Below are 16,530 nucleotides of genomic sequence, written 5' to 3' on the forward strand. Positions count from 1 at the left end.
TCCCGTAGGGGTCACCATCTTTGGGAAGATGGCGGCATTCACGTCAGTGTTATCCGGGCCAAGCGTGAGAGCTACGCTTTCGAGGCCACATGCGATAATTGGCGCCGGTCAGCGGGCGGCGCGATCGCGTGAACCCGGCCGTGCCCGCGGGCACGACCGGGTCGGCATCAGCGCTTTAGCCGGGCCTTGCGCGCCGCGTAGCGCGCGTCGCGCGCGGCCTTCATCTCGGCCTCGGTCGGCACCTTGCGCATCTTCTGCTTGGCTTCCTCGGCCAGCCGCGCTTCCTCGGCGGCGGCCTCGCGCGCGGCCTTCTTCTCGGCCTGCGCCTGCTCGCGCGCCGCCTTCTTTTCCGCGCTGAGCCGCGCCTGCTCGGCCCCGCGCGCCTCGGCGACCTTGCGCTGTTCCGCCAGCACCGCCTCGTCGACCGGCGCCTTCGCGCGCAGTTTCGCGATCGCGGCCTCCTTGGCCTTGGCGGCGAGCGCGGCGCGCTCCTGAAAACCCTGTTCCTTGAACGCAGCCATGAAGCTCGATGAATTCCCGATTGTTAGTGGACGTGCCGGCACGCCGAAGGCGCGCATCGACCAGCCTCATATAGCGCGCCGCGACCATTTTACCAAAAGATTGCGGGCAACGCAGTCGCCAACCCGTCGGCCAGCGCGTAACGCGCGTCCTTTGCGCCACACATTCGAGCAGGCATCATGGTTCCCAGAGAGTTGATCGGCACCGCGCGCGTACCGGGCGGCGAGGACCTGCGGCTGTTTCGCCGCGGCGCCGACTTCATGATCGTGCTCGAGCGCAACGAGCTGATGAACAGCCGGATGAGCGGGTCGGAGGAGGCGCTCGCCACCATGACGCTCGAGCGGTTGGGCGGGCGGCCCGCGCCGCGGCTGCTGATCGGCGGCTACGGCATGGGCTTCACGCTGCGCGCCGCGCTGGCGGTGCTGCCCGGCGACGCGCGCGTGACGGTGGCCGAGCTGGTGCCCGAGATCATCGCCTGGGCCCAGGGGCCGATGGCGGCACTCACCGGCGGCTGTCTCGACGACCAACGCGTCGGCGTCGTGCAGGTCGACGTGGCGGACATGATTTCGGAAGGGCCGGGCGAGTATGATGCGATCCTGCTCGACGTCGACAACGGCCCCGACGGGCTGGTGCGCGCGGCGAACAACCGGCTCTACGCGATGCGCGGGCTCCACCTGGCGCGCGAGGCGCTCAGGCCCGGCGGCGTGTTGGCGGTGTGGTCGGCGGCGCCCGACTCGGCGTTCGCGCGGCGGCTGTCCTCGGCAGGGTTCGCGGTCGAGGAGCGCACGGTGCGCGCGCGCAGCAACGGCAAGGGCGCGACGCACACGATCTGGTTCGCGACGCCCCGCGCCGACCTGGGCGCGTGACGATCAGGCGAGCGTCGCGCACGCGTCCATGCCGGTGCAGCCCTCGGCGTCGGTGGTCCACAGCTCGACCGGCGCGCTGCCCGCGAGGTTGAGCCGCAGCGCGCGATCGGCGAACACCGGGCGCACGCCGCGATAGCTGAAGTGGGCGAGGGCGCTGCCCGGTCGCGCGCGCAGCAGATGGTCGACCAGCAGCATCGCCTGCAGCGGGCCGTGCACCACCAGGTCGGGATAGCCCTCCACCGCGCGCGCGTACGGCCGATCGTAGTGGATGCGGTGCGCGTTGAAGGTCAGCGCGGAGAAGCGGAACAGCGCCGTCACGTCGGGCATCAGGTCGCGCGTCGCCGCCGGTGCGCGAGCGTCCGGCTGCACCACCGCGGGTGGGCCGGCGGCGGAGCGGAAGACGAGGTCCTGCTCCTCGGTCACCGCCAGCGTGCCCGCGACATCGACCTGGTGGCGCACCGTGACGAAGGTCAGCTTGCCCGATCGGCCGTGCTTTTCGCGCACGTCGGTGACGATGCTGCGCCGCCTCGCCTCTGCCCCGATCGGCAGCGGCGCGTGGAAGGTCACGCGTCCGCCCGCCCACATTCGCCGCGGCGCGTCGACGGGCGGCAGGAACGCGCCGCGGCGCGGGTGCCCGTCGTCGGCCAGCATCGCCTGAGCCTCGTCCGGCAGGAAGTAGAGCCAGTGCGCCAGCGGGGGCAGGGCATCCCGCGGCCAGTGCGCACCGTCGTGATCGAACAGCGCGGCGAGCCGCCGGAGCGGGGCTGCGACCAGCGTATCGGTCCGCTGCTCCTCGACCGGGGTCCAGTCGCTCGTCATCCATGTCTCCTCACGCCGGATCGGTCTCGATCACCGCGACGCCCGCCTCGCGGCACGCGGCGGCGAGCGCGGGTACGATCCAGTCGGTCACCAGATAGTCGATCGCGTCGACGCCCGCGATCCGCACCGGCGCCGCGCGCCCGATCTTGCTCGCGTCCGCGACGAGGATCACCTTGCGCGCGTGCGCGATGATCGTCTGCGACACGCGGACCTCCTCGACGTCGAAGTCGAGCAGGGTGCCGTCGGCGTCGATCGCGGACGCGCCGATCACGGCATAGTCGACGCGGAACCCGCGGATGAAGTCCATCGCCAGCGCGCCGACCACCGCGCGGTCGCTCGCGCGCACCCGCCCGCCCGCGGCGATCACCTCCACTCCGTCGCGCGGCGCCAGGATGTCGACCACGTTCAAATTGTTGGTGATGACCAGCAGCTCGCGCCGCCCGGTCAGTGCGCGCGCGACCGCCTCCGTCGTGGTGCCGATGTTGACGAACAGGCTGGCGCCGTCGGGCACCAGCCCGGCCGCGGCGGCGCCGATCGCCGCCTTGGCCTCTGCCGCGACCGCGGCGCGGGTCGCGTGGTCGAGATTGCCGACTCCCGACGTCACCACCGCCCCGCCGTGGACGCGCGACAGCATCGCGCGCGCGGCCAGGTCGTTCAGATCCTTGCGGATCGTCTGCGGCGTGACGCCGAGTTGCGCCGCCAGCGCCTCGACCGAGACGCTGCCGGTCTGCCGCGCGAGTTCCAGGATGCGGCGGTGGCGATCGGCGACGAGATCGAAGGCGGGCTGGTTCACCGGGCGGCGAGATAGGCCGACAGCCGCGCCTCGGTCCCCTCCGGCACGTGGAGGCCGAGCTTGCTGCGACGGTAGAGCACGTCCTCCGCCGTCCGCGCCCATTCCTGCGTGACCAGGTAATCGACCTCGGCGGTGAACAGCCCGCCGCCCAGGTCCTCGCCCAACCCGCCGTCCAGAATGCGCGCCACGCGCGTTCCGTAGGCGCGCGCCAACCGGCGCAGCAGGTCGGGCGCGACCGCCGGATGGTCTCGCGTCAGGTGCGCCAGGAACCGCTCGAAATCGTCCATGTCGCCGCCGGGCAAATCGGCGCCCGCGGTCCACGCCGCGCCTGCCCGCGGGAAGAACGGTGCCAGCTCCGCCATCGCGTGCTCGGCCAGCTTGCGATAAGTGGTGATCTTGCCGCCGAAGATGCTCAGCATCGGTGCGCGGTCCTCGCCCGCGTCGAGGTCGAGCACGTAGTCGCGCGTCACCGCCGACGCGCTACCCGCCTGATCGTCGAAGAGCGGGCGGATACCGGCGTAGCTCCACGCGATGTCGTCGCGCGTCAGCTGCCGCGTGAAATAGCGGTTGGCGGTCTCCAGCAGATAGTCGGTCTCGCCCGCGCTGATCTGCGCCTTGGCGGGCGCGCCCTCCCACGGCTCGTCGGTGGTGCCCACCAGCGTGTACTTGCCCTCGTACGGGATCGCGAAGACGATGCGGCGGTCGGGGTTCTGCAGCATGAAGGCGTGGTCGCCCTCATACAGCCTGGGCACGACGAGGTGGCTGCCCTTGACCAGTCGCACGCCGCGCTCGCTGCGGTTCGCGCCCGTCCGTCCGATCACGTCGGCGACCCACGGCCCCGCCGCGTTGACCAGCGCGCGCGCGCGAACCGTCTCGCTGACGCCGTCGCGCTCGATCGTCGCGATCCACGCGGCCCCGTCGCGTCGCGCGTCGATCAGCCGCGTGCGCGTGCGGATGTCGGCGCCGTGCTCGGCCGCGTCGCGCGCGTTCAGCACCACCATGCGGCTGTCCTCGACCCAGCAGTCGGAGTAGACGAACGCCTTGCCCGCGGCGTCCTTCAACCCGTCGCCGTACACCGTCTCATCCAGCGCGACCGTGTCGGTGCCGGGCAGTTCCTCGCGCCCGCCCAGATGATCGTAGAGGAACAGACCCAGCCGCACCATCCACGCCGGTCGCGGCGACTGCGTCTGCGGCAGCACGAAGCGCAGCGGCCAGATGATGTGCGGCGCCATCCGCCACAGCCGCTCGCGTTCGATCAGCGCCTCGCGCACCAGCCGGAACTCGCCGTACTCGAGGTAGCGCAGCCCGCCGTGGATCAGCTTGGTCGACGCCGAGGAGGTGTGGCTGGCGAGATCGTCCTGCTCGACCAGCAGAACCGACAGCCCGCGCCCCGCCGCGTCGCGCGCGATCCCCGCGCCATTGATGCCGCCGCCGACGATCAGCAGGTCGTGAATGGGTGAGGGTTCGTTCATCGCGCGTCGCTTTCGTTTCCGCTTTCACTTGTACGCGAAAGCGCGCGATAACGAAAGTGTTGACGCGGGAGCGTCGAGCGGGCGACTGCTGCACGCGAGCGAGGAGAGGACGGGCAATGGCGAAAACGCACATTCTGGCGATCGATCAGGGCACGACCTCGTCGCGCAGCATCGTGTTCGACGCGCGCGCGAAGCGTATCGCCAGCGCGCAGGTCGAGTTCCCGCAGCATTATCCCGCGCCCGGCTGGGTCGAGCACGATCCGGAGGACATCTGGCGCGACGTGCTGGCGACCGCGCGCGAGGCGATCGCGAAGAGCGGCGTGGGGGCGGACGGCATCGCCGGCATCGGCATCACCAACCAGCGCGAGACGACGCTCGTCTGGGACCGCGCGACGGGCAAGCCGATCCACAACGCGATCGTGTGGCAGGATCGCCGCACCGCCGACGCCTGCGCGCGATTGAAGGAGGAGGGCGCCGAGGACGATGTCCGCGCGCGCACCGGGCTGCTGCTCGACCCGTATTTCTCGGGCACCAAGCTCGCCTGGATTCTCGACCACGTCGACGGTGCGCGGGCGCGCGCGGAAGCGGGCGAGCTCGCCTTCGGCACGATCGACTCGTTTCTGCTGTGGCGGCTGACCGGCGGCGCGGTCCACGCGACCGACGTGACGAACGCGTCGCGCACCTTGTTGTGGAACATTCGCGAGGGCTGCTGGGACGAGGCGATGTGCCGGCTGTTGAACGTACCCATGGCGGTGCTGCCCGAGGTGCACGACAATTCGCACGTCTACGGCCACACCGCCGACGGCCTGTTCGACGCGGCCATCCCGATCGCGGGCATCGCGGGCGACCAGCAGGCGGCGCTGTTCGGGCAGGCGTGTTTCGCGCGCGGCATGGCGAAGTCTACCTACGGCACCGGCTGCTTCATGCTGCTCAACACCGGCGAGGAGGCGATCGCATCGTGCAACCGCCTGCTGACCACGCCCGCCTACCGGCTGGACGGGCGCATGACCTACGCGCTTGAGGGGTCGATCTTCGTCGCGGGCGCGGCGATCAAGTGGCTGCGCGACGGCATTGGCGTCATCACCCACGCCAGCCAGACCGACGATCTAGCGACCCAGGTGCCCGACAGCCACGGCGTCTACATGGTTCCCGCCTTCGTCGGGCTGGGCGCGCCGCACTGGGACCCGGACGCGCGCGCCGCAATCTTCGGCCTGACGCTCGGCGCGACGCAGGCGCATCTCGCGCGCGCCGCGCTGGAGGCGGTCGGCTATCAGACGATGGACTTGGTCAAGGCGATGGTGGCGGATGGCAGCGCGCGCCCGGCGACGATGCGCGTCGACGGCGGCATGGCCGCGAACGACTGGCTGTGCGGCTTCCTCGCCGACCTGCTCGAGGTACCGGTCGAACGCCCCGACGACCTGGAGACCACCGCGCGCGGCGCCGCCTTCCACGCCGGGTTGGCGACGGGCGTGTGGTCGGGGCTCGACGAACTCGAACAGCTCTGGTCGCGCGAGCATTGCTTCGAGCCGAAGATGACGGCGCAGGTCCGCGATCCCTTGATCGCGGGCTGGCGCGACGCGCTCAGGCGGACGTTGGCGTAGGAAGAAAGTGGTCGGTGTACGTCCGCTCTCGCCCGAACCGAGACGTCCAGGCGGTCGATCTGTCTTCCCCATGGGTCACTGGTTAAATGCGACTACCCCTTTTCCCATTCTCGACGACTAAGTCCGGGAAAGAGCAATCGGGATCAGATGGTTGGAAAGCCGATGCTCCGGACGCCCCTTGGCGGGATGATCAGAGCCAACTTCCCGCTACAGGTTCCCAATCGGGGAAGACGAAACGCGACATCCACTTGCAGTTCTGCCGACGCCGCGACATAATGAGGGTGCCGAAAATAGAGTAGCAGGTCGGTAGCTCCTGCGCCCGTCTAACGGGTTCTTCCCAGCCACGGCGTTGACCCAATACGTTGGGAAGACGCTGGCTGTGTGGTTCGCGTCTTCCCGGCTGATGCCGAGGAATGCTCATGAATATTATTGCCATCGCCGCTCTGACCTGTGCGGCTCTGTTTACGGGCGCGGCCGGCTACATCACGCTGGTCGAGCAACCGGCACGGCTCCAACTGGCGGATGGCCCCCTGCTCGCGCAATGGAAGCTTAGCTACGACAGGGCGCTGCCGATCCAGTCCGGCCTAGCCATTGCCGGAAGCCTCAGCGGAATGGGCGCTTGGTATCTGTCGGGCACTCTGCTTTTACTATTGGGGAGCCTTATCCTGCTCGCCAATTGGCCGTTCACTCTGCTTGCCATCATGCCGACCAACAAGCGGCTAAAGATGATCGGGCCCGAGGAAGCCGGGCCGGCGACCCGAGCACTGTTGGTTTCCTGGGGAAGGCTGCACGCGATCAGAAGCGTGCTGGGCGTCGTGTCGACCGTCTTGTTCGCAGCAGCGCTTGCCGTGACGGGGTAACGCGGCTGTCCCGATCAACCATCGTTACCGCGAAAATGCGGTGCCGCGCTATGCCGGCGATCGCCACCGACCTTCCCGTAAGCGGCCGCTCCGCTGCCCAGCACGATTGGGCCTTCTGGCGGCGTGAGGCCGCCCATCAACCAGCAGCAGAACAAAAAGGGCGGCCCGTTGCCGGACCGCCCCCTCGTACAACCGGGAAGGTTGAGTTCTTAGCGCTTCGAGAACTGGAAGCTGCGGCGTGCCTTGGCGCGGCCGTACTTCTTACGCTCGACCACGCGCGGGTCGCGCGTCAGGAACCCGGCCGACTTGACCGGGGCGCGCAGGATCGGCTCGAACTTGGTCAGCGCCTGGCTGATGCCGTGCTTGACCGCGCCGGCCTGACCCGACAGCCCGCCGCCCTTGACGGTGCAGATCACGTCATACTGGCCCTCGCGCTCGGTGATGCCGAACACCTGGTTGATGACGAGGCGCAGCGTCGGGCGCGCGAAATAGGTTTCCTGGTCGCGGCCGTTGATCGTGATCTTGCCCGAACCCGGCTTCAACCACACGCGCGCGACCGCGTCCTTGCGGCGGCCGGTGGCGTAGGCGCGACCGTACTTGTCGAGCTCCTGCGCTCGCAGTGGGGCGCGCTGCGTCGGCTCGTCGATCTGGCCGGCCATGTAGGCGTCGGCCTTCTCGTCCGACGCGGCCTGCGCGGCGGTGCCCTGCTGCTGTAGCGCGGCGCCGAGATCGGAGAGGGACTGGCGATTGTCGGACATTATGCGCCCACCTTGTTCTTGCGGCTCATGCCGGCGATGTCGAGAACCTCGGGGTTCTGGGCTTCGTGCGGGTGCTCGGTGCCCTTGAAGATGCGCAGGTGGCGCATCTGCTCGCGGCCCAGCGGCCCGCGCGGGATCATGCGCTCGACGGCCTTCTCCAGCACGCGCTCGGGGAAGCGACCTTCCAGCACCTTGGCCGCGGTCACGCCCTTGATGCCGCCGGCGTAACCGGTGTGCTTGTAATAGACCTTCTTCTCCGCCTTGTTCGACGTGAAGCGGATCTTGTCCGCGTTGATGACGATGACGTTGTCACCGCAATCGACGTGGGGGGTGAAGCTGGTCTTGTGCTTGCCGCGCAGCACGTTGGCGATCACCACCGCCGCGCGACCGACCACCAGGCCCTCCGCGTCGACGATGTGCCACTTCTTCTCCACCTCGTGCGGCTTGGCCGACTTGGTGGTCTTCATCAGCGCCTTCATGGGCCTAGTGACCTTTATTGAACAAAGAAAGGCGACGCGGGCGCGGGTGCCCACACGTCGATGACGGCCAATTGCCGCCGCGGCGCGCGCAAGTCAAGGTTTTCGCGGGTTTGCTGACGGGTATTATAGTACCATGCGCCTTAGCGGCGGGTGCGATGCGTGCTGATCCCGTGTGCCGCGACCACGCTGGCGATCAGCAGCAGCGCCGCGTTCGCCTGGTGCGCGACCGCGACGACGATCTCGACCCCGCTCAGCAGCGTGGCGATCCCCAGCGCGATCTGCAGCGTGACCAGCCCAGCGACCGCCGCCGCGACGCGCCCGTGTCCCGCGGCCCGTGCCCGCCACGCGAGCCACAGCAGTCCCGCCGCCGCCGCGAACGCCAGCCAGCGGTGAATGAACTGCACCACGATCGGATTGTCGACGAGGTTCGACGCGGCAGGCGTCAGCATCGGCACGCCCGAGGGGAACAGCGCGTCGCCCATCAGCGGCCAGCTGGAGAAGGCGTAACCGGCATCCAGCCCGGCGGTGAACGCGCCCCAGGTGATCTGCACGAACAGCAGCAGCAGTGCGGCTGCGACGCCCGCCGTCAGCCGGGCAGGGCGCGCGAGCGGCGAGGCGGCGAGTGCGCGCAGGTCGCGCGCAGTCCATACGATCCCCGCCAGGATCGTCAGCGCGGTGACCAGGTGGACGGCGAGCCGCAGGTGGCTGACGTCCGTCCGCTCCGACAGACCGGAGGCGACCATCCACCAACCGATCGCGCCCTGCAATCCGCCGAGCGCGAGCAGTGCGGTGAGGCGCCAGCCGTAGCCGCTCGGTATACGCCGACGCAGCGCGAACCAGATCAGCGGCAGCGCGAACGCCATGCCGATCACGCGCCCGAGCACGCGGTGGAGGTATTCCCAGAAGAAGATCGCCTTGAACCCGTCGAGCGTCATGCCGCGGTTGAGTTGCTGATACTCGGGGATGCGCTGGTAGTTGGCGAACTCGGCCTGCCACTGCGCGTCGGTCAGCGGGGGTATGATGCCGCTGACCGGCTTCCACTCGGTGATCGACAGCCCCGATTCGGTCAGCCGCGTGATGCCGCCGACGATCACCATCGCGACGATCAGCGCGGCGACCGCGTAGAGCCAGCGCGCGATCGCCAGCGGGCGCGCGGTCGTGGAATAACCGGGGGTTACCTGGAGCATGGCCCGCTATACCGCGGATCGGCCTGAGCGTCGATGACGAGGCGCTTGGGCAAAATGTCTCATGTGATATTGTATCTACCGGCCGAACGGCCTAGATGGCGCGTGATGGCTGAACCCACCACCTCGACTGACGGCGTGCGGCGGCTCGACCGCTGGGCGATGTGGCTGTCGGCGGCGTGCGTCGCGCACTGCGTCGCGACGACCGTGATGGTCGCGCTGCTGTCGACCGCGGGCGGGCTGCTCGGCAATCCGCTGATCCACGAGGTCGGGCTGGTGCTCGCGATCCTGCTCGGCGCGGTGGCGTTCGGGAAAGGCGTCGCCGATCACGGCCGACCGCTGCCGCTGCTGCTCGGCGGCACGGGGCTGGCGATGATGGCGGCGGCAGTGCTGGTGCCGCACGGCGCGCACCATCTGGCGGAGAGTGCGCTGACGATCCCGGGCGTGCTGGTGCTCGCCGCCGGCCACGCGCTCAACCGGCATCGTCGCGCCTGACCGGGCACGCCGACGCGTCGCTTGCCGAGCGCGCGCGTCGTGATTACCTCGCATCCATGGCGGGGCACGATCATCACGAGAGCGGCGGCGAGGAACTGACCCGCGCGGCGCAGGCACAGCTCGAGCAATCGGGCGAGCAGTGGACGCGGATGCGCGAGAGCGTGTTCACCGCGCTCGCCGGGTTCAAGCGCCCCGCCTCGGCCTATGACATCGCCGAGGCCGTGTCGCTGGCGCAGGACCGCCGCGTCGCCGCCAACAGCGTGTACCGCATCCTCGACCTGTTCGTCGGCAACAATCTCGCGCGCCGCGTCGAGAGCGAGAATGCCTACGTTGCCAACACCCACCCCAACTGTCGTCACGACTGCATCTTCCTCGTCTGCGACGCGTGCGGCACCACCACCCACCTCGACAACGACCGCATCACCGCCGCGGTGCGCTCGGCCGCGAGCGACGCGGGCTTCACGCCCGAGCGCCCGGTGATCGAGGTGCGCGGCCGCTGCGCCAACTGCGCGAGCGCCGCCAGCAACTGAGGCGGTGCGCGCCGACCCGTTGATCATCGGCGTGGTAGATCGTTGCAATCGACACGAGGATTAGCCTGGTATATTCGGCCGCGATGGCCAATGTTCCCGCTACGCCGCTGCTCGACACCGTTCGCACTCCCGCCGACCTCCGCAAGCTCAGCCCCGAGCAATTGCCGCAGCTGGCGGACGAATTGAGGCAGGAGACGATCTCGGCGGTCGGCACCACCGGCGGGCATCTGGGTTCGGGGCTGGGCGTGGTCGAGCTGACCACCGCGATCCACTACGTCTTCGATACCCCGCGCGACCGGCTGATCTGGGACGTCGGCCACCAATGCTACCCGCACAAGATTCTGACCGGCCGCCGCGACCGCATCCGCACGCTGCGCCAGGGTGGCGGGCTGTCCGGCTTCACCAAGCGCAGCGAGAGCGAGTACGACCCGTTCGGCGCCGCGCACTCGTCAACCTCGATCTCCGCCGCGCTCGGCTTCGCGATCGCCAACAAGCTCGCCGGCACGCCGGGCAAGGGCATCGCGGTGATCGGCGACGGCGCGATGAGCGCGGGCATGGCGTACGAGGCGATGAACAACGCCGAGGCCGCGGGCAACCGGCTGGTCGTGATTCTCAACGACAACGACATGTCGATCGCGCCGCCGGTCGGCGGCCTCTCGGCCTATCTCTCGCGCATGGTGTCGAGCCGCGAGTTCCTGAGCTTGCGCGACCAGATGAAGAAGGTCGCGCGCAAGCTCCCGCGCCCGTTCCACTCCGCCGCGCGCAAGACCGACGAGTTCGCCCGCGGCATGACGATGGGCGGCACGTTGTTCGAGGAGCTCGGCTTTTACTACGTCGGCCCGATCGACGGCCACAATCTCGAGCACCTGATCCCGGTGCTGGAGAACGTCCGCGACGCGGAAGAAGGCCCGATCCTCGTCCACGTCGTAACCAAGAAGGGCAAGGGCTACGCCCCCGCCGAGGCCGCGGCGGACAAGTATCACGGCGTGCAGAAGTTCGACGTCATCACCGGCACCCAGGCCAAGGCGCCGCCGGGCCCGCCGCAGTATCAAAACGTCTTCGGTGAGGCGCTGACGAAGGAGGCTGCCGCCGACCCGCGCATCTGTGCGATCACTGCGGCGATGCCGTCGGGCACCGGGCTCGATAAGTTCGCGCACGCCTATCCCGACCGCTTCTTCGACGTCGGCATCGCCGAGCAGCACGCGGTGACCTTCGCCGCCGGGCTCGCCGCGCAGGGCATGCGCCCGTTCGCCGCAATCTACTCGACCTTCCTGCAGCGCGCCTACGACCAGGTCGTCCACGACGTCGCGATCCAGAACCTGCCGGTCCGCTTCGCGATCGACCGCGCGGGCCTCGTCGGCGCCGACGGCGCGACCCACGCCGGCAGCTTCGACGTCACGTACCTCGCGACCCTGCCCAATTTCGTCGTCATGGCGGCGGCGGACGAGGCCGAGCTGGTCCACATGGTGCACACCTGCGTCGAGCACGATTCGGGGCCGATCGCGGTCCGCTACCCGCGCGGCAACGGCACCGGCGTCGCGCTGCCCGACGCGCCGCAACTGCTGGAGATCGGCAAGGGTCGCATCGTGCGCGAGGGCAAGAAGGTCGCGATCCTGTCGCTCGGCACCCGCCTGGCCGAGGCGCAGCGCGCCGCCGACACGCTGGAAGCGCGCGGCCTGTCGACCACGGTCGCCGACCTGCGCTTCGCCAAGCCGCTCGACGAGGCGCTGATCCGCCGCCTGCTCACCACGCACGAGGTCGCGGTGACGATCGAGGAGAATGCGGTCGGTGGCCTGGGCGCGCACGTGCTGACGATGGCCTCGGACGAGGGGCTGACCGACGCCGGGCTCAAGATCCGCACCATGCGCCTGCCCGACCTGTTCCAGGATCAGGACAAGCCCGAGGTGCAGTACGCGCAGGCCGGGCTCGACGCCGACGCGATCGTCGACACGGTGCTGAAGGCGCTGCGCTACAACGAGGCGGGCCAGGGCGCCGGGCAGGCGGCGAGCGCCTGACCGCTTCGTCGGATCGCGCATGACCGGGTGGCAGAAGGTAGCGGCGCTGACCGCGCTCTACGTCGTCGCGCTGTTGTGGGCGAACTGGGCCATGGTGCGCCGGGTCCGCGGCGCGCAGGCGGCGCGCGCGGCGTGGACCGCACCCGAATTCGACGCGGTGTTCGCCGGCTGCGATCCGCGCGTCGCGCCTGCCGTCCGCGAGGCGCTCGCGCCGCTCTACGGTGAGGGGGTTGTTCCCCGCCCAGAAGACACGCTGAAGCGCTTCCTGCACCTCGACAACGGCGAGATCGAGGATTTGGCCGCGGGCATCGTCGCGCGCCTGTGCCCCGTCGCCGCCCCCGACACGCGCGTCGTCCCCGCGCTGCCCGACGTCGCGGCGCTGACCCGCTACGTCGACGCGCAACTCCGGCGTTAGCCGAGCGGCAGGCGATCGTCGCCGCGCCGTGGCGCCGACAGGATCGCGCGCGCGTCGCCGGGTGAGCGTACCTCGCCGTACGGCCCGCCCGCCGCCGCGAGCACGCGGTCGAGCAATTCCAGCCCCTCCGGCCAGCGTCCCAACCCGCTCGCCGCATTGAGTTGACCGTGCGCCCCCGCGTCGACGAAATGGCTGCTCCAATCGACCGCCAGGCTGTGCGCGCGGTCAAGCTCGATCCACGGATCGTCGCTCGACGCGACGACGATCGAGGGAAAGGACAATGGTTGCTTGGGCGCCGGCGCGAACGGCTTCAGCTCTACGGCGACGTGCACGCGGTCGACGTCGGCCGGCGCCACCAGCAGGGCGCCGGCGACCGGCCAGCCATACGGTTGCGGGCTCATCGCCGCCCACCACGCGACCGCGACGCAGCCGAGCGAGTGTGCCACCAGGATCACCGGCGCGCGCGCAGAGGCGATCGCCTGATCGAGCTTGCTGACCCAGGCGTTGCGATGCGGGCGATCCCACATGCCGAGCTCGACCCGCGAGGTGTCGGGCCGGCTCTTCTCCCACAGGCTCTGCCAGTGCGCGGGGCCGGAGCCGCCGAGCCCCGGCACCGTCAGGATCGTCGGAGAGACCGCCAGGTCGAACATCGCGCGTGCCATGCGTCACCTCGTCGTGGCCGTACGCGCGGGATGCGCGCCCGGCTCGGCGAGGCCGCGGCGCAGTCTAGGGGTCGGCACCACCGCGGCCTCAGGGCGAGAGCTATTGTCTACTAAGCCGATGGACAATCGTGCAGCGCAGCAAAATGCACCGGCCGTGGCGCAATCGCGGCGAGCCGTTCGGTGCCGCCGCCATGAAAACGCTGTCACGTCCTGGCGGAGCGGGTAAGGCGCGGCGATGGCGAAGCAACGTGCCGATCAGATGCTGGTGGACCGCGGATTGGCCGAGTCGCGCGCGCGCGCGCAGGCGCTCATCATGGCGGGCCTGGTGTTCGTCGGCGACCGCAAGGTCGACAAGCCGGGGCAGGCGCTGGCCGAGGACGCATCGCTCGACGTGCGCGGGCGCGATCACCCCTGGGTGTCGCGCGGCGGGGTGAAGCTCGCGCACGGACTCGACCATTTCGGGTGGGACGTGACCGACGCGGTGGCGATCGACGTCGGCTCTTCGACCGGCGGCTTCACCGACGTGCTGCTGACCCGCGGCGCCGCCCGCGTCTACGCGGTCGACAGCGGCAGCAACCAGCTCGCCTGGAAACTCAGGCAGGACTCGCGTGTGATCGTTCACGAACAGACCAGCGCGCGCATCCTGACCGCGGCGCACATCCCCGAACCGCTCGACCTTTTGGTGTGCGACGCCAGCTTCATCGGCCTGGCCAAGGTGCTCGACGTGCCGCTCGGCTTCGTGCGGACCGGCGGGCGCGCACTCGCGCTGATCAAGCCGCAGTTCGAGGCCGGGCGCGACGAGGTGGGGAAGGGCGGCGTGGTGCGCGACTCCGCGGTGCACGCGCGCGTCTGCGCCGAGGTGTCGGACTGGTTCGTCACCAAGGGCTGGCACGTCCACGGCGTGGTCGAGAGCCCGATCACCGGCCCGAACGGCAACGTCGAGTTCCTGATCGCCGCCACGCGCGACTGATCCGATCGGGTCATCTGCTCCACCGCGGAACGCGGCCGTGCGATAGGCGGTTTACGCGACCGCAACGATCGTGCACCGGCGGCACGACCTTCACGGGGGACGGAATTGGGTTCGATCGCATCCAAGGGCCAGTTGCGGATGTCCTTTGTCCGCTGGGCGGCATTCGTCGTGCCGCTGGTGCTGCTGCTCGGCTTTCTGTCGGGGCGCAGCGTGCCCTCGGGCAGCGAGAACGCCTGGTACGTCGCGCTCGCCAAGCCCGCCTTCACGCCGCCCGGCTGGGTGTTCCCGGTCGCCTGGACGATCCTCTACCTGCTGATCGGCTTCGCACTCGCGATCGTCCTGGCCGCGCGCGGCGCACCGTCGCGCACGCTCGGCGCGGTGCTGTTCGCGGCGCAGTTCGCACTCAATCTCGCCTGGACGCCCTTGTTCTTCGGCGCGCACCGCATCGGCGTGGCGCTGCTCGTGATCGCCGCGATCCTCGCGCTGGCGGCCGCGACGACCTGGGTGTTCGCGCGCGTCCGCGCGTCGGCGGCGCTGCTGATGCTGCCCTATCTCGCCTGGCTCGCCTTCGCCGGCGTGCTCAACTGGCAGATCGTCCAGCTCAACCCCGACGCCGAAACCATTGTGCCGGCGGGCGGAACATCCCAAATGATCGGTTGATCGGGCAACAAGGGCGGACGCGATGCAGACGGAAAACAAAATCTTCGGCGATATGGCCAAGCTGCTGAACGGCGCCGCCGGCACGCTAGCCGGGGTGGGGCGCGAGGCGGAGGCCGGTGCGCGCGACCGCGTGCGCGAGTGGGTCGGCGGGCTCGACTTCGTCAGCCGCGACGAGTTCGAGGCGGTGAAGGCGATGGCGGCGGCCGCGCGCGACGAGAATGACGCGCTGCGCGCCCGGCTCGACGCGCTGGAGGCGGCGGGCAAGTCCCAGACGCCGTCCGCGACCGCTGCACCCGCCACGGGCGGCGAAGCGGGCGCGGCGCACCAGCCGCAGGGCCTCTGACGCTGCACAAGGGTCTTTCCCGTAGCGAGGGCGATATGCGATGACGATCGCCATGCTCGACGAAGCCGACATGGAACCCGAACGCGAGGCGCCGCTCGAGATGCTCGAGTCGTACTTCCTCGCGCACGGCTGGACGTGCGATCGCCACGACGAGGAGATCACCGCCACGATCAAGGGCAGCTGGACCGAGTACGAGCTGCGCGCGCTGTTCCGCGAGGAAGACGGCGTGCTGCAGTTCCTCGCCTTCCCCGACGTCAAGGTGACCGAGGATCGCCGCCCCGCGATCTGGGAAACGCTGGCGCTGGTCAACGAGCAGCTCTGGCTCGGCCATTTCGAGCTCTGGTCGTCGAGCGGCATCCTGCTCTACCGCAACGCGACGATGGTCGACTCGGTCGACGACGAGCCCAGCCTGTCGCTCACCGCCGCCGAGCTGATGATCGAGACCGCGATCGACGAGTGCGAGCGCTTCTACCCCGTGTTCCAGTTCGTGCTGTGGGGCGGCAAGACCCCGGCCGAGGCGATCGCCGCCGCGATGGTCGAGACGCACGGCGAGGCGTGAGGGGCGGCTAATGCGTCTGTGGATGATCGGCTGCGGCAACATGGGCGGCGCGATGCTGCGCCGCTGGATCGCGAGCGGCACGGTGGCGCCCGCAAACGTCCACGTCGTCAATCGCGGCGACCGTGACCTGCCCGCGGGGGTGCAGCAATCGCGTGACCTGCCCGACGCCCCTGCGCCCGACGTCGTGGTCCTGGGCGTCAAGCCGCAGCAGTTGCGCGACGTCGCCGCGCGCTACGCCGCCGGCGTCGCGGGCGCCCCCGTGCTCGTCTCGATGCTGGCGGGGGTCGACGCCGACATGCTGCGCGCCGCCTTTCCCGGACCCGAGCCGATCGTGGTCATGCCCAACCTGCCGGTCGAGATCGGGCAGGGCGTCGTCGCGGTGCACGCGCCCTCGGCTACACCGCCGGCGCGCGCGTCGGTCGACCGGCTGATGCAGCCGCTCGGGCTGGTGCGCTGGTTCGACGAGGCATCCGCCTTCGAGGTCGCGGGCGCGCTGTCGGGCACCGGCCCCGCCTTCCTGTTCCGCTTCA

20 protein-coding genes are annotated in these 16,530 nt (G+C 69.9%); 12 read left to right on the forward strand and 8 right to left on the reverse strand.

Annotation, left to right across the window (positions count from 1 at the left end):
* Positions 1-167 precede the first annotated feature (167 nt).
* Positions 168-521 carry a DUF6481 family protein gene (locus tag ACFDS6_RS03535; RefSeq protein WP_375270728.1) on the reverse strand — a complete coding sequence of 118 codons (354 nt, stop codon included), beginning with the start codon at positions 519-521 and terminating at the stop codon, positions 168-170.
* 177 nt (positions 522-698) lie between these two features.
* On the opposite strand from ACFDS6_RS03535, the gene ACFDS6_RS03540 reads away from it, so the two are divergent.
* On the forward strand, positions 699-1,385 hold the full coding sequence (locus ACFDS6_RS03540) for a spermidine synthase (protein ID WP_375270729.1): 687 nt from the start codon (positions 699-701) through the stop codon (positions 1,383-1,385).
* A 3-nt stretch (positions 1,386-1,388) separates the two neighbouring features.
* On the opposite strand, the gene ACFDS6_RS03545 is transcribed toward ACFDS6_RS03540, so the two are convergent.
* Genes ACFDS6_RS03545 through ACFDS6_RS03555 form a run of 3 tightly spaced genes read right to left on the reverse strand, consistent with a single transcriptional unit; the run spans position 1,389 to position 4,469 of the window.
* Positions 1,389-2,204 carry a MaoC family dehydratase N-terminal domain-containing protein gene (locus ACFDS6_RS03545; RefSeq protein ID WP_375270730.1) on the reverse strand — a complete coding sequence of 272 codons (816 nt, stop codon included), beginning with the start codon at positions 2,202-2,204 and terminating at the stop codon, positions 1,389-1,391.
* 10 nt (positions 2,205-2,214) lie between these two features.
* Positions 2,215-2,997 (reverse strand): DeoR/GlpR family DNA-binding transcription regulator, encoded by a 783-nt coding sequence (locus ACFDS6_RS03550; protein ID WP_375270731.1) that lies wholly within the window; start codon positions 2,995-2,997, stop codon positions 2,215-2,217.
* The gene (locus tag ACFDS6_RS03555; RefSeq protein ID WP_375270732.1) at positions 2,994-4,469 is read right to left on the reverse strand and encodes a glycerol-3-phosphate dehydrogenase; all 1,476 of its coding nucleotides are present in this window, start codon (positions 4,467-4,469) and stop codon (positions 2,994-2,996) included. Before ACFDS6_RS03555 ends, ACFDS6_RS03550 begins: the two co-directional genes overlap by 4 nt.
* A 116-nt stretch (positions 4,470-4,585) precedes the next feature.
* Here ACFDS6_RS03555 and glpK point away from each other — a divergent pair, with 116 nt between their 5' ends.
* Together glpK and ACFDS6_RS03565 are read left to right on the forward strand one after the other, a co-directional pair.
* Positions 4,586-6,070 carry a glycerol kinase GlpK gene (glpK, locus tag ACFDS6_RS03560; RefSeq protein ID WP_375270733.1) on the forward strand — a complete coding sequence of 495 codons (1,485 nt, stop codon included), beginning with the start codon at positions 4,586-4,588 and terminating at the stop codon, positions 6,068-6,070.
* 419 nt (positions 6,071-6,489) lie between these two features.
* On the forward strand, positions 6,490-6,930 hold the full coding sequence (locus ACFDS6_RS03565; RefSeq protein WP_375270734.1) for a DUF1772 domain-containing protein: 441 nt from the start codon (positions 6,490-6,492) through the stop codon (positions 6,928-6,930).
* A 209-nt stretch (positions 6,931-7,139) separates the two neighbouring features.
* Here ACFDS6_RS03565 and rpsI read toward each other — a convergent pair whose 3' ends face one another.
* The 3 genes from rpsI to ACFDS6_RS03580 all read right to left on the reverse strand — a co-directional run bounded on the left by rpsI (position 7,140) and on the right by ACFDS6_RS03580 (position 9,354).
* Complete coding sequence (rpsI, locus tag ACFDS6_RS03570) at positions 7,140-7,688, reverse strand: 30S ribosomal protein S9 (protein ID WP_375270735.1); 549 nt, start codon at positions 7,686-7,688, stop codon at positions 7,140-7,142.
* Entirely contained in the window at positions 7,688-8,167 is a 480-nt protein-coding gene (rplM, locus tag ACFDS6_RS03575) for a 50S ribosomal protein L13 (protein ID WP_375270736.1), read from the reverse strand. The genes rpsI and rplM overlap by 1 nt, the downstream gene beginning before the upstream one ends.
* Before the next feature lie 140 nt (positions 8,168-8,307).
* Positions 8,308-9,354 (reverse strand): COX15/CtaA family protein, encoded by a 1,047-nt coding sequence (locus tag ACFDS6_RS03580; RefSeq protein WP_375270737.1) that lies wholly within the window; start codon positions 9,352-9,354, stop codon positions 8,308-8,310.
* A gap of 105 nt (positions 9,355-9,459) precedes the next feature.
* Here ACFDS6_RS03580 and ACFDS6_RS03585 point away from each other — a divergent pair, with 105 nt between their 5' ends.
* The 4 genes from ACFDS6_RS03585 to ACFDS6_RS03600 all read left to right on the forward strand — a co-directional run bounded on the left by ACFDS6_RS03585 (position 9,460) and on the right by ACFDS6_RS03600 (position 12,806).
* Positions 9,460-9,846, forward strand: a complete 387-nt coding sequence (locus ACFDS6_RS03585) for a MerC domain-containing protein (protein WP_375270738.1) — start codon at positions 9,460-9,462, stop codon at positions 9,844-9,846.
* A 56-nt stretch (positions 9,847-9,902) separates the two neighbouring features.
* A complete protein-coding gene (locus ACFDS6_RS03590) occupies positions 9,903-10,376 on the forward strand; it encodes a Fur family transcriptional regulator (RefSeq protein ID WP_375270739.1) in 474 nt (157 codons plus the stop codon).
* Between the two features lie 83 nt (positions 10,377-10,459).
* On the forward strand, positions 10,460-12,391 hold the full coding sequence (gene dxs, locus ACFDS6_RS03595; RefSeq protein WP_375270740.1) for a 1-deoxy-D-xylulose-5-phosphate synthase: 1,932 nt from the start codon (positions 10,460-10,462) through the stop codon (positions 12,389-12,391).
* 19 nt (positions 12,392-12,410) lie between these two features.
* Positions 12,411-12,806, forward strand: a complete 396-nt coding sequence (locus ACFDS6_RS03600; protein ID WP_375270741.1) for a hypothetical protein — start codon at positions 12,411-12,413, stop codon at positions 12,804-12,806.
* Here ACFDS6_RS03600 and ACFDS6_RS03605 read toward each other — a convergent pair.
* A complete protein-coding gene (locus tag ACFDS6_RS03605) occupies positions 12,803-13,468 on the reverse strand; it encodes an RBBP9/YdeN family alpha/beta hydrolase (protein WP_375270742.1) in 666 nt (221 codons plus the stop codon). The genes ACFDS6_RS03600 and ACFDS6_RS03605 overlap by 4 nt on opposite strands.
* 235 nt (positions 13,469-13,703) lie before the next feature.
* On the opposite strand from ACFDS6_RS03605, the gene ACFDS6_RS03610 reads away from it, so the two are divergent.
* From ACFDS6_RS03610 to ACFDS6_RS03630, 5 genes are all read left to right on the forward strand, one after another.
* The gene (locus ACFDS6_RS03610; protein ID WP_375270743.1) at positions 13,704-14,438 is read left to right on the forward strand and encodes a TlyA family RNA methyltransferase; all 735 of its coding nucleotides are present in this window, start codon (positions 13,704-13,706) and stop codon (positions 14,436-14,438) included.
* A gap of 105 nt (positions 14,439-14,543) precedes the next feature.
* On the forward strand, positions 14,544-15,098 hold the full coding sequence (locus ACFDS6_RS03615; RefSeq protein ID WP_375270744.1) for a TspO/MBR family protein: 555 nt from the start codon (positions 14,544-14,546) through the stop codon (positions 15,096-15,098).
* Positions 15,099-15,120: 22 nt separating this feature from the next.
* Complete coding sequence (locus ACFDS6_RS03620; protein ID WP_375270745.1) at positions 15,121-15,441, forward strand: accessory factor UbiK family protein; 321 nt, start codon at positions 15,121-15,123, stop codon at positions 15,439-15,441.
* Positions 15,442-15,481: 40 nt separating this feature from the next.
* The gene (locus tag ACFDS6_RS03625; RefSeq protein ID WP_246248679.1) at positions 15,482-16,000 is read left to right on the forward strand and encodes a YbjN domain-containing protein; all 519 of its coding nucleotides are present in this window, start codon (positions 15,482-15,484) and stop codon (positions 15,998-16,000) included.
* Positions 16,001-16,010: 10 nt separating this feature from the next.
* On the forward strand, positions 16,011-16,530 hold a 520-nt coding region (locus ACFDS6_RS03630; RefSeq protein WP_375270746.1), incomplete at its 3' end, for a pyrroline-5-carboxylate reductase family protein.

Source organism: Sphingomonas sp., from assembly GCF_042095875.1.
Classification (GTDB): Bacteria; Pseudomonadota; Alphaproteobacteria; order Sphingomonadales; family Sphingomonadaceae; genus Sphingomonas.

Coding starts and splice junctions, on each gene's coding strand:
- ACFDS6_RS03605 (WP_375270742.1), bottom strand. CDS start 13,468: ATGGCACGCGCGATGTTCGACCTGGCGGTCTCTCCGACGATCCTGACG.
- glpK (WP_375270733.1), top strand. CDS start 4,586: ATGGCGAAAACGCACATTCTGGCGATCGATCAGGGCACGACCTCGTCG.
- ACFDS6_RS03565 (WP_375270734.1), top strand. CDS start 6,490: ATGAATATTATTGCCATCGCCGCTCTGACCTGTGCGGCTCTGTTTACG.
- ACFDS6_RS03540 (WP_375270729.1), top strand. CDS start 699: ATGGTTCCCAGAGAGTTGATCGGCACCGCGCGCGTACCGGGCGGCGAG.
- ACFDS6_RS03600 (WP_375270741.1), top strand. CDS start 12,411: ATGACCGGGTGGCAGAAGGTAGCGGCGCTGACCGCGCTCTACGTCGTC.
- ACFDS6_RS03590 (WP_375270739.1), top strand. CDS start 9,903: ATGGCGGGGCACGATCATCACGAGAGCGGCGGCGAGGAACTGACCCGC.
- ACFDS6_RS03620 (WP_375270745.1), top strand. CDS start 15,121: ATGCAGACGGAAAACAAAATCTTCGGCGATATGGCCAAGCTGCTGAAC.
- ACFDS6_RS03535 (WP_375270728.1), bottom strand. CDS start 521: ATGGCTGCGTTCAAGGAACAGGGTTTTCAGGAGCGCGCCGCGCTCGCC.
- ACFDS6_RS03585 (WP_375270738.1), top strand. CDS start 9,460: ATGGCTGAACCCACCACCTCGACTGACGGCGTGCGGCGGCTCGACCGC.
- ACFDS6_RS03555 (WP_375270732.1), bottom strand. CDS start 4,469: ATGAACGAACCCTCACCCATTCACGACCTGCTGATCGTCGGCGGCGGC.
- ACFDS6_RS03625 (WP_246248679.1), top strand. CDS start 15,482: ATGACGATCGCCATGCTCGACGAAGCCGACATGGAACCCGAACGCGAG.
- ACFDS6_RS03580 (WP_375270737.1), bottom strand. CDS start 9,354: ATGCTCCAGGTAACCCCCGGTTATTCCACGACCGCGCGCCCGCTGGCG.
- ACFDS6_RS03545 (WP_375270730.1), bottom strand. CDS start 2,204: ATGACGAGCGACTGGACCCCGGTCGAGGAGCAGCGGACCGATACGCTG.
- rplM (WP_375270736.1), bottom strand. CDS start 8,167: ATGAAGGCGCTGATGAAGACCACCAAGTCGGCCAAGCCGCACGAGGTG.
- rpsI (WP_375270735.1), bottom strand. CDS start 7,688: ATGTCCGACAATCGCCAGTCCCTCTCCGATCTCGGCGCCGCGCTACAG.
- ACFDS6_RS03610 (WP_375270743.1), top strand. CDS start 13,704: ATGGCGAAGCAACGTGCCGATCAGATGCTGGTGGACCGCGGATTGGCC.
- dxs (WP_375270740.1), top strand. CDS start 10,460: ATGGCCAATGTTCCCGCTACGCCGCTGCTCGACACCGTTCGCACTCCC.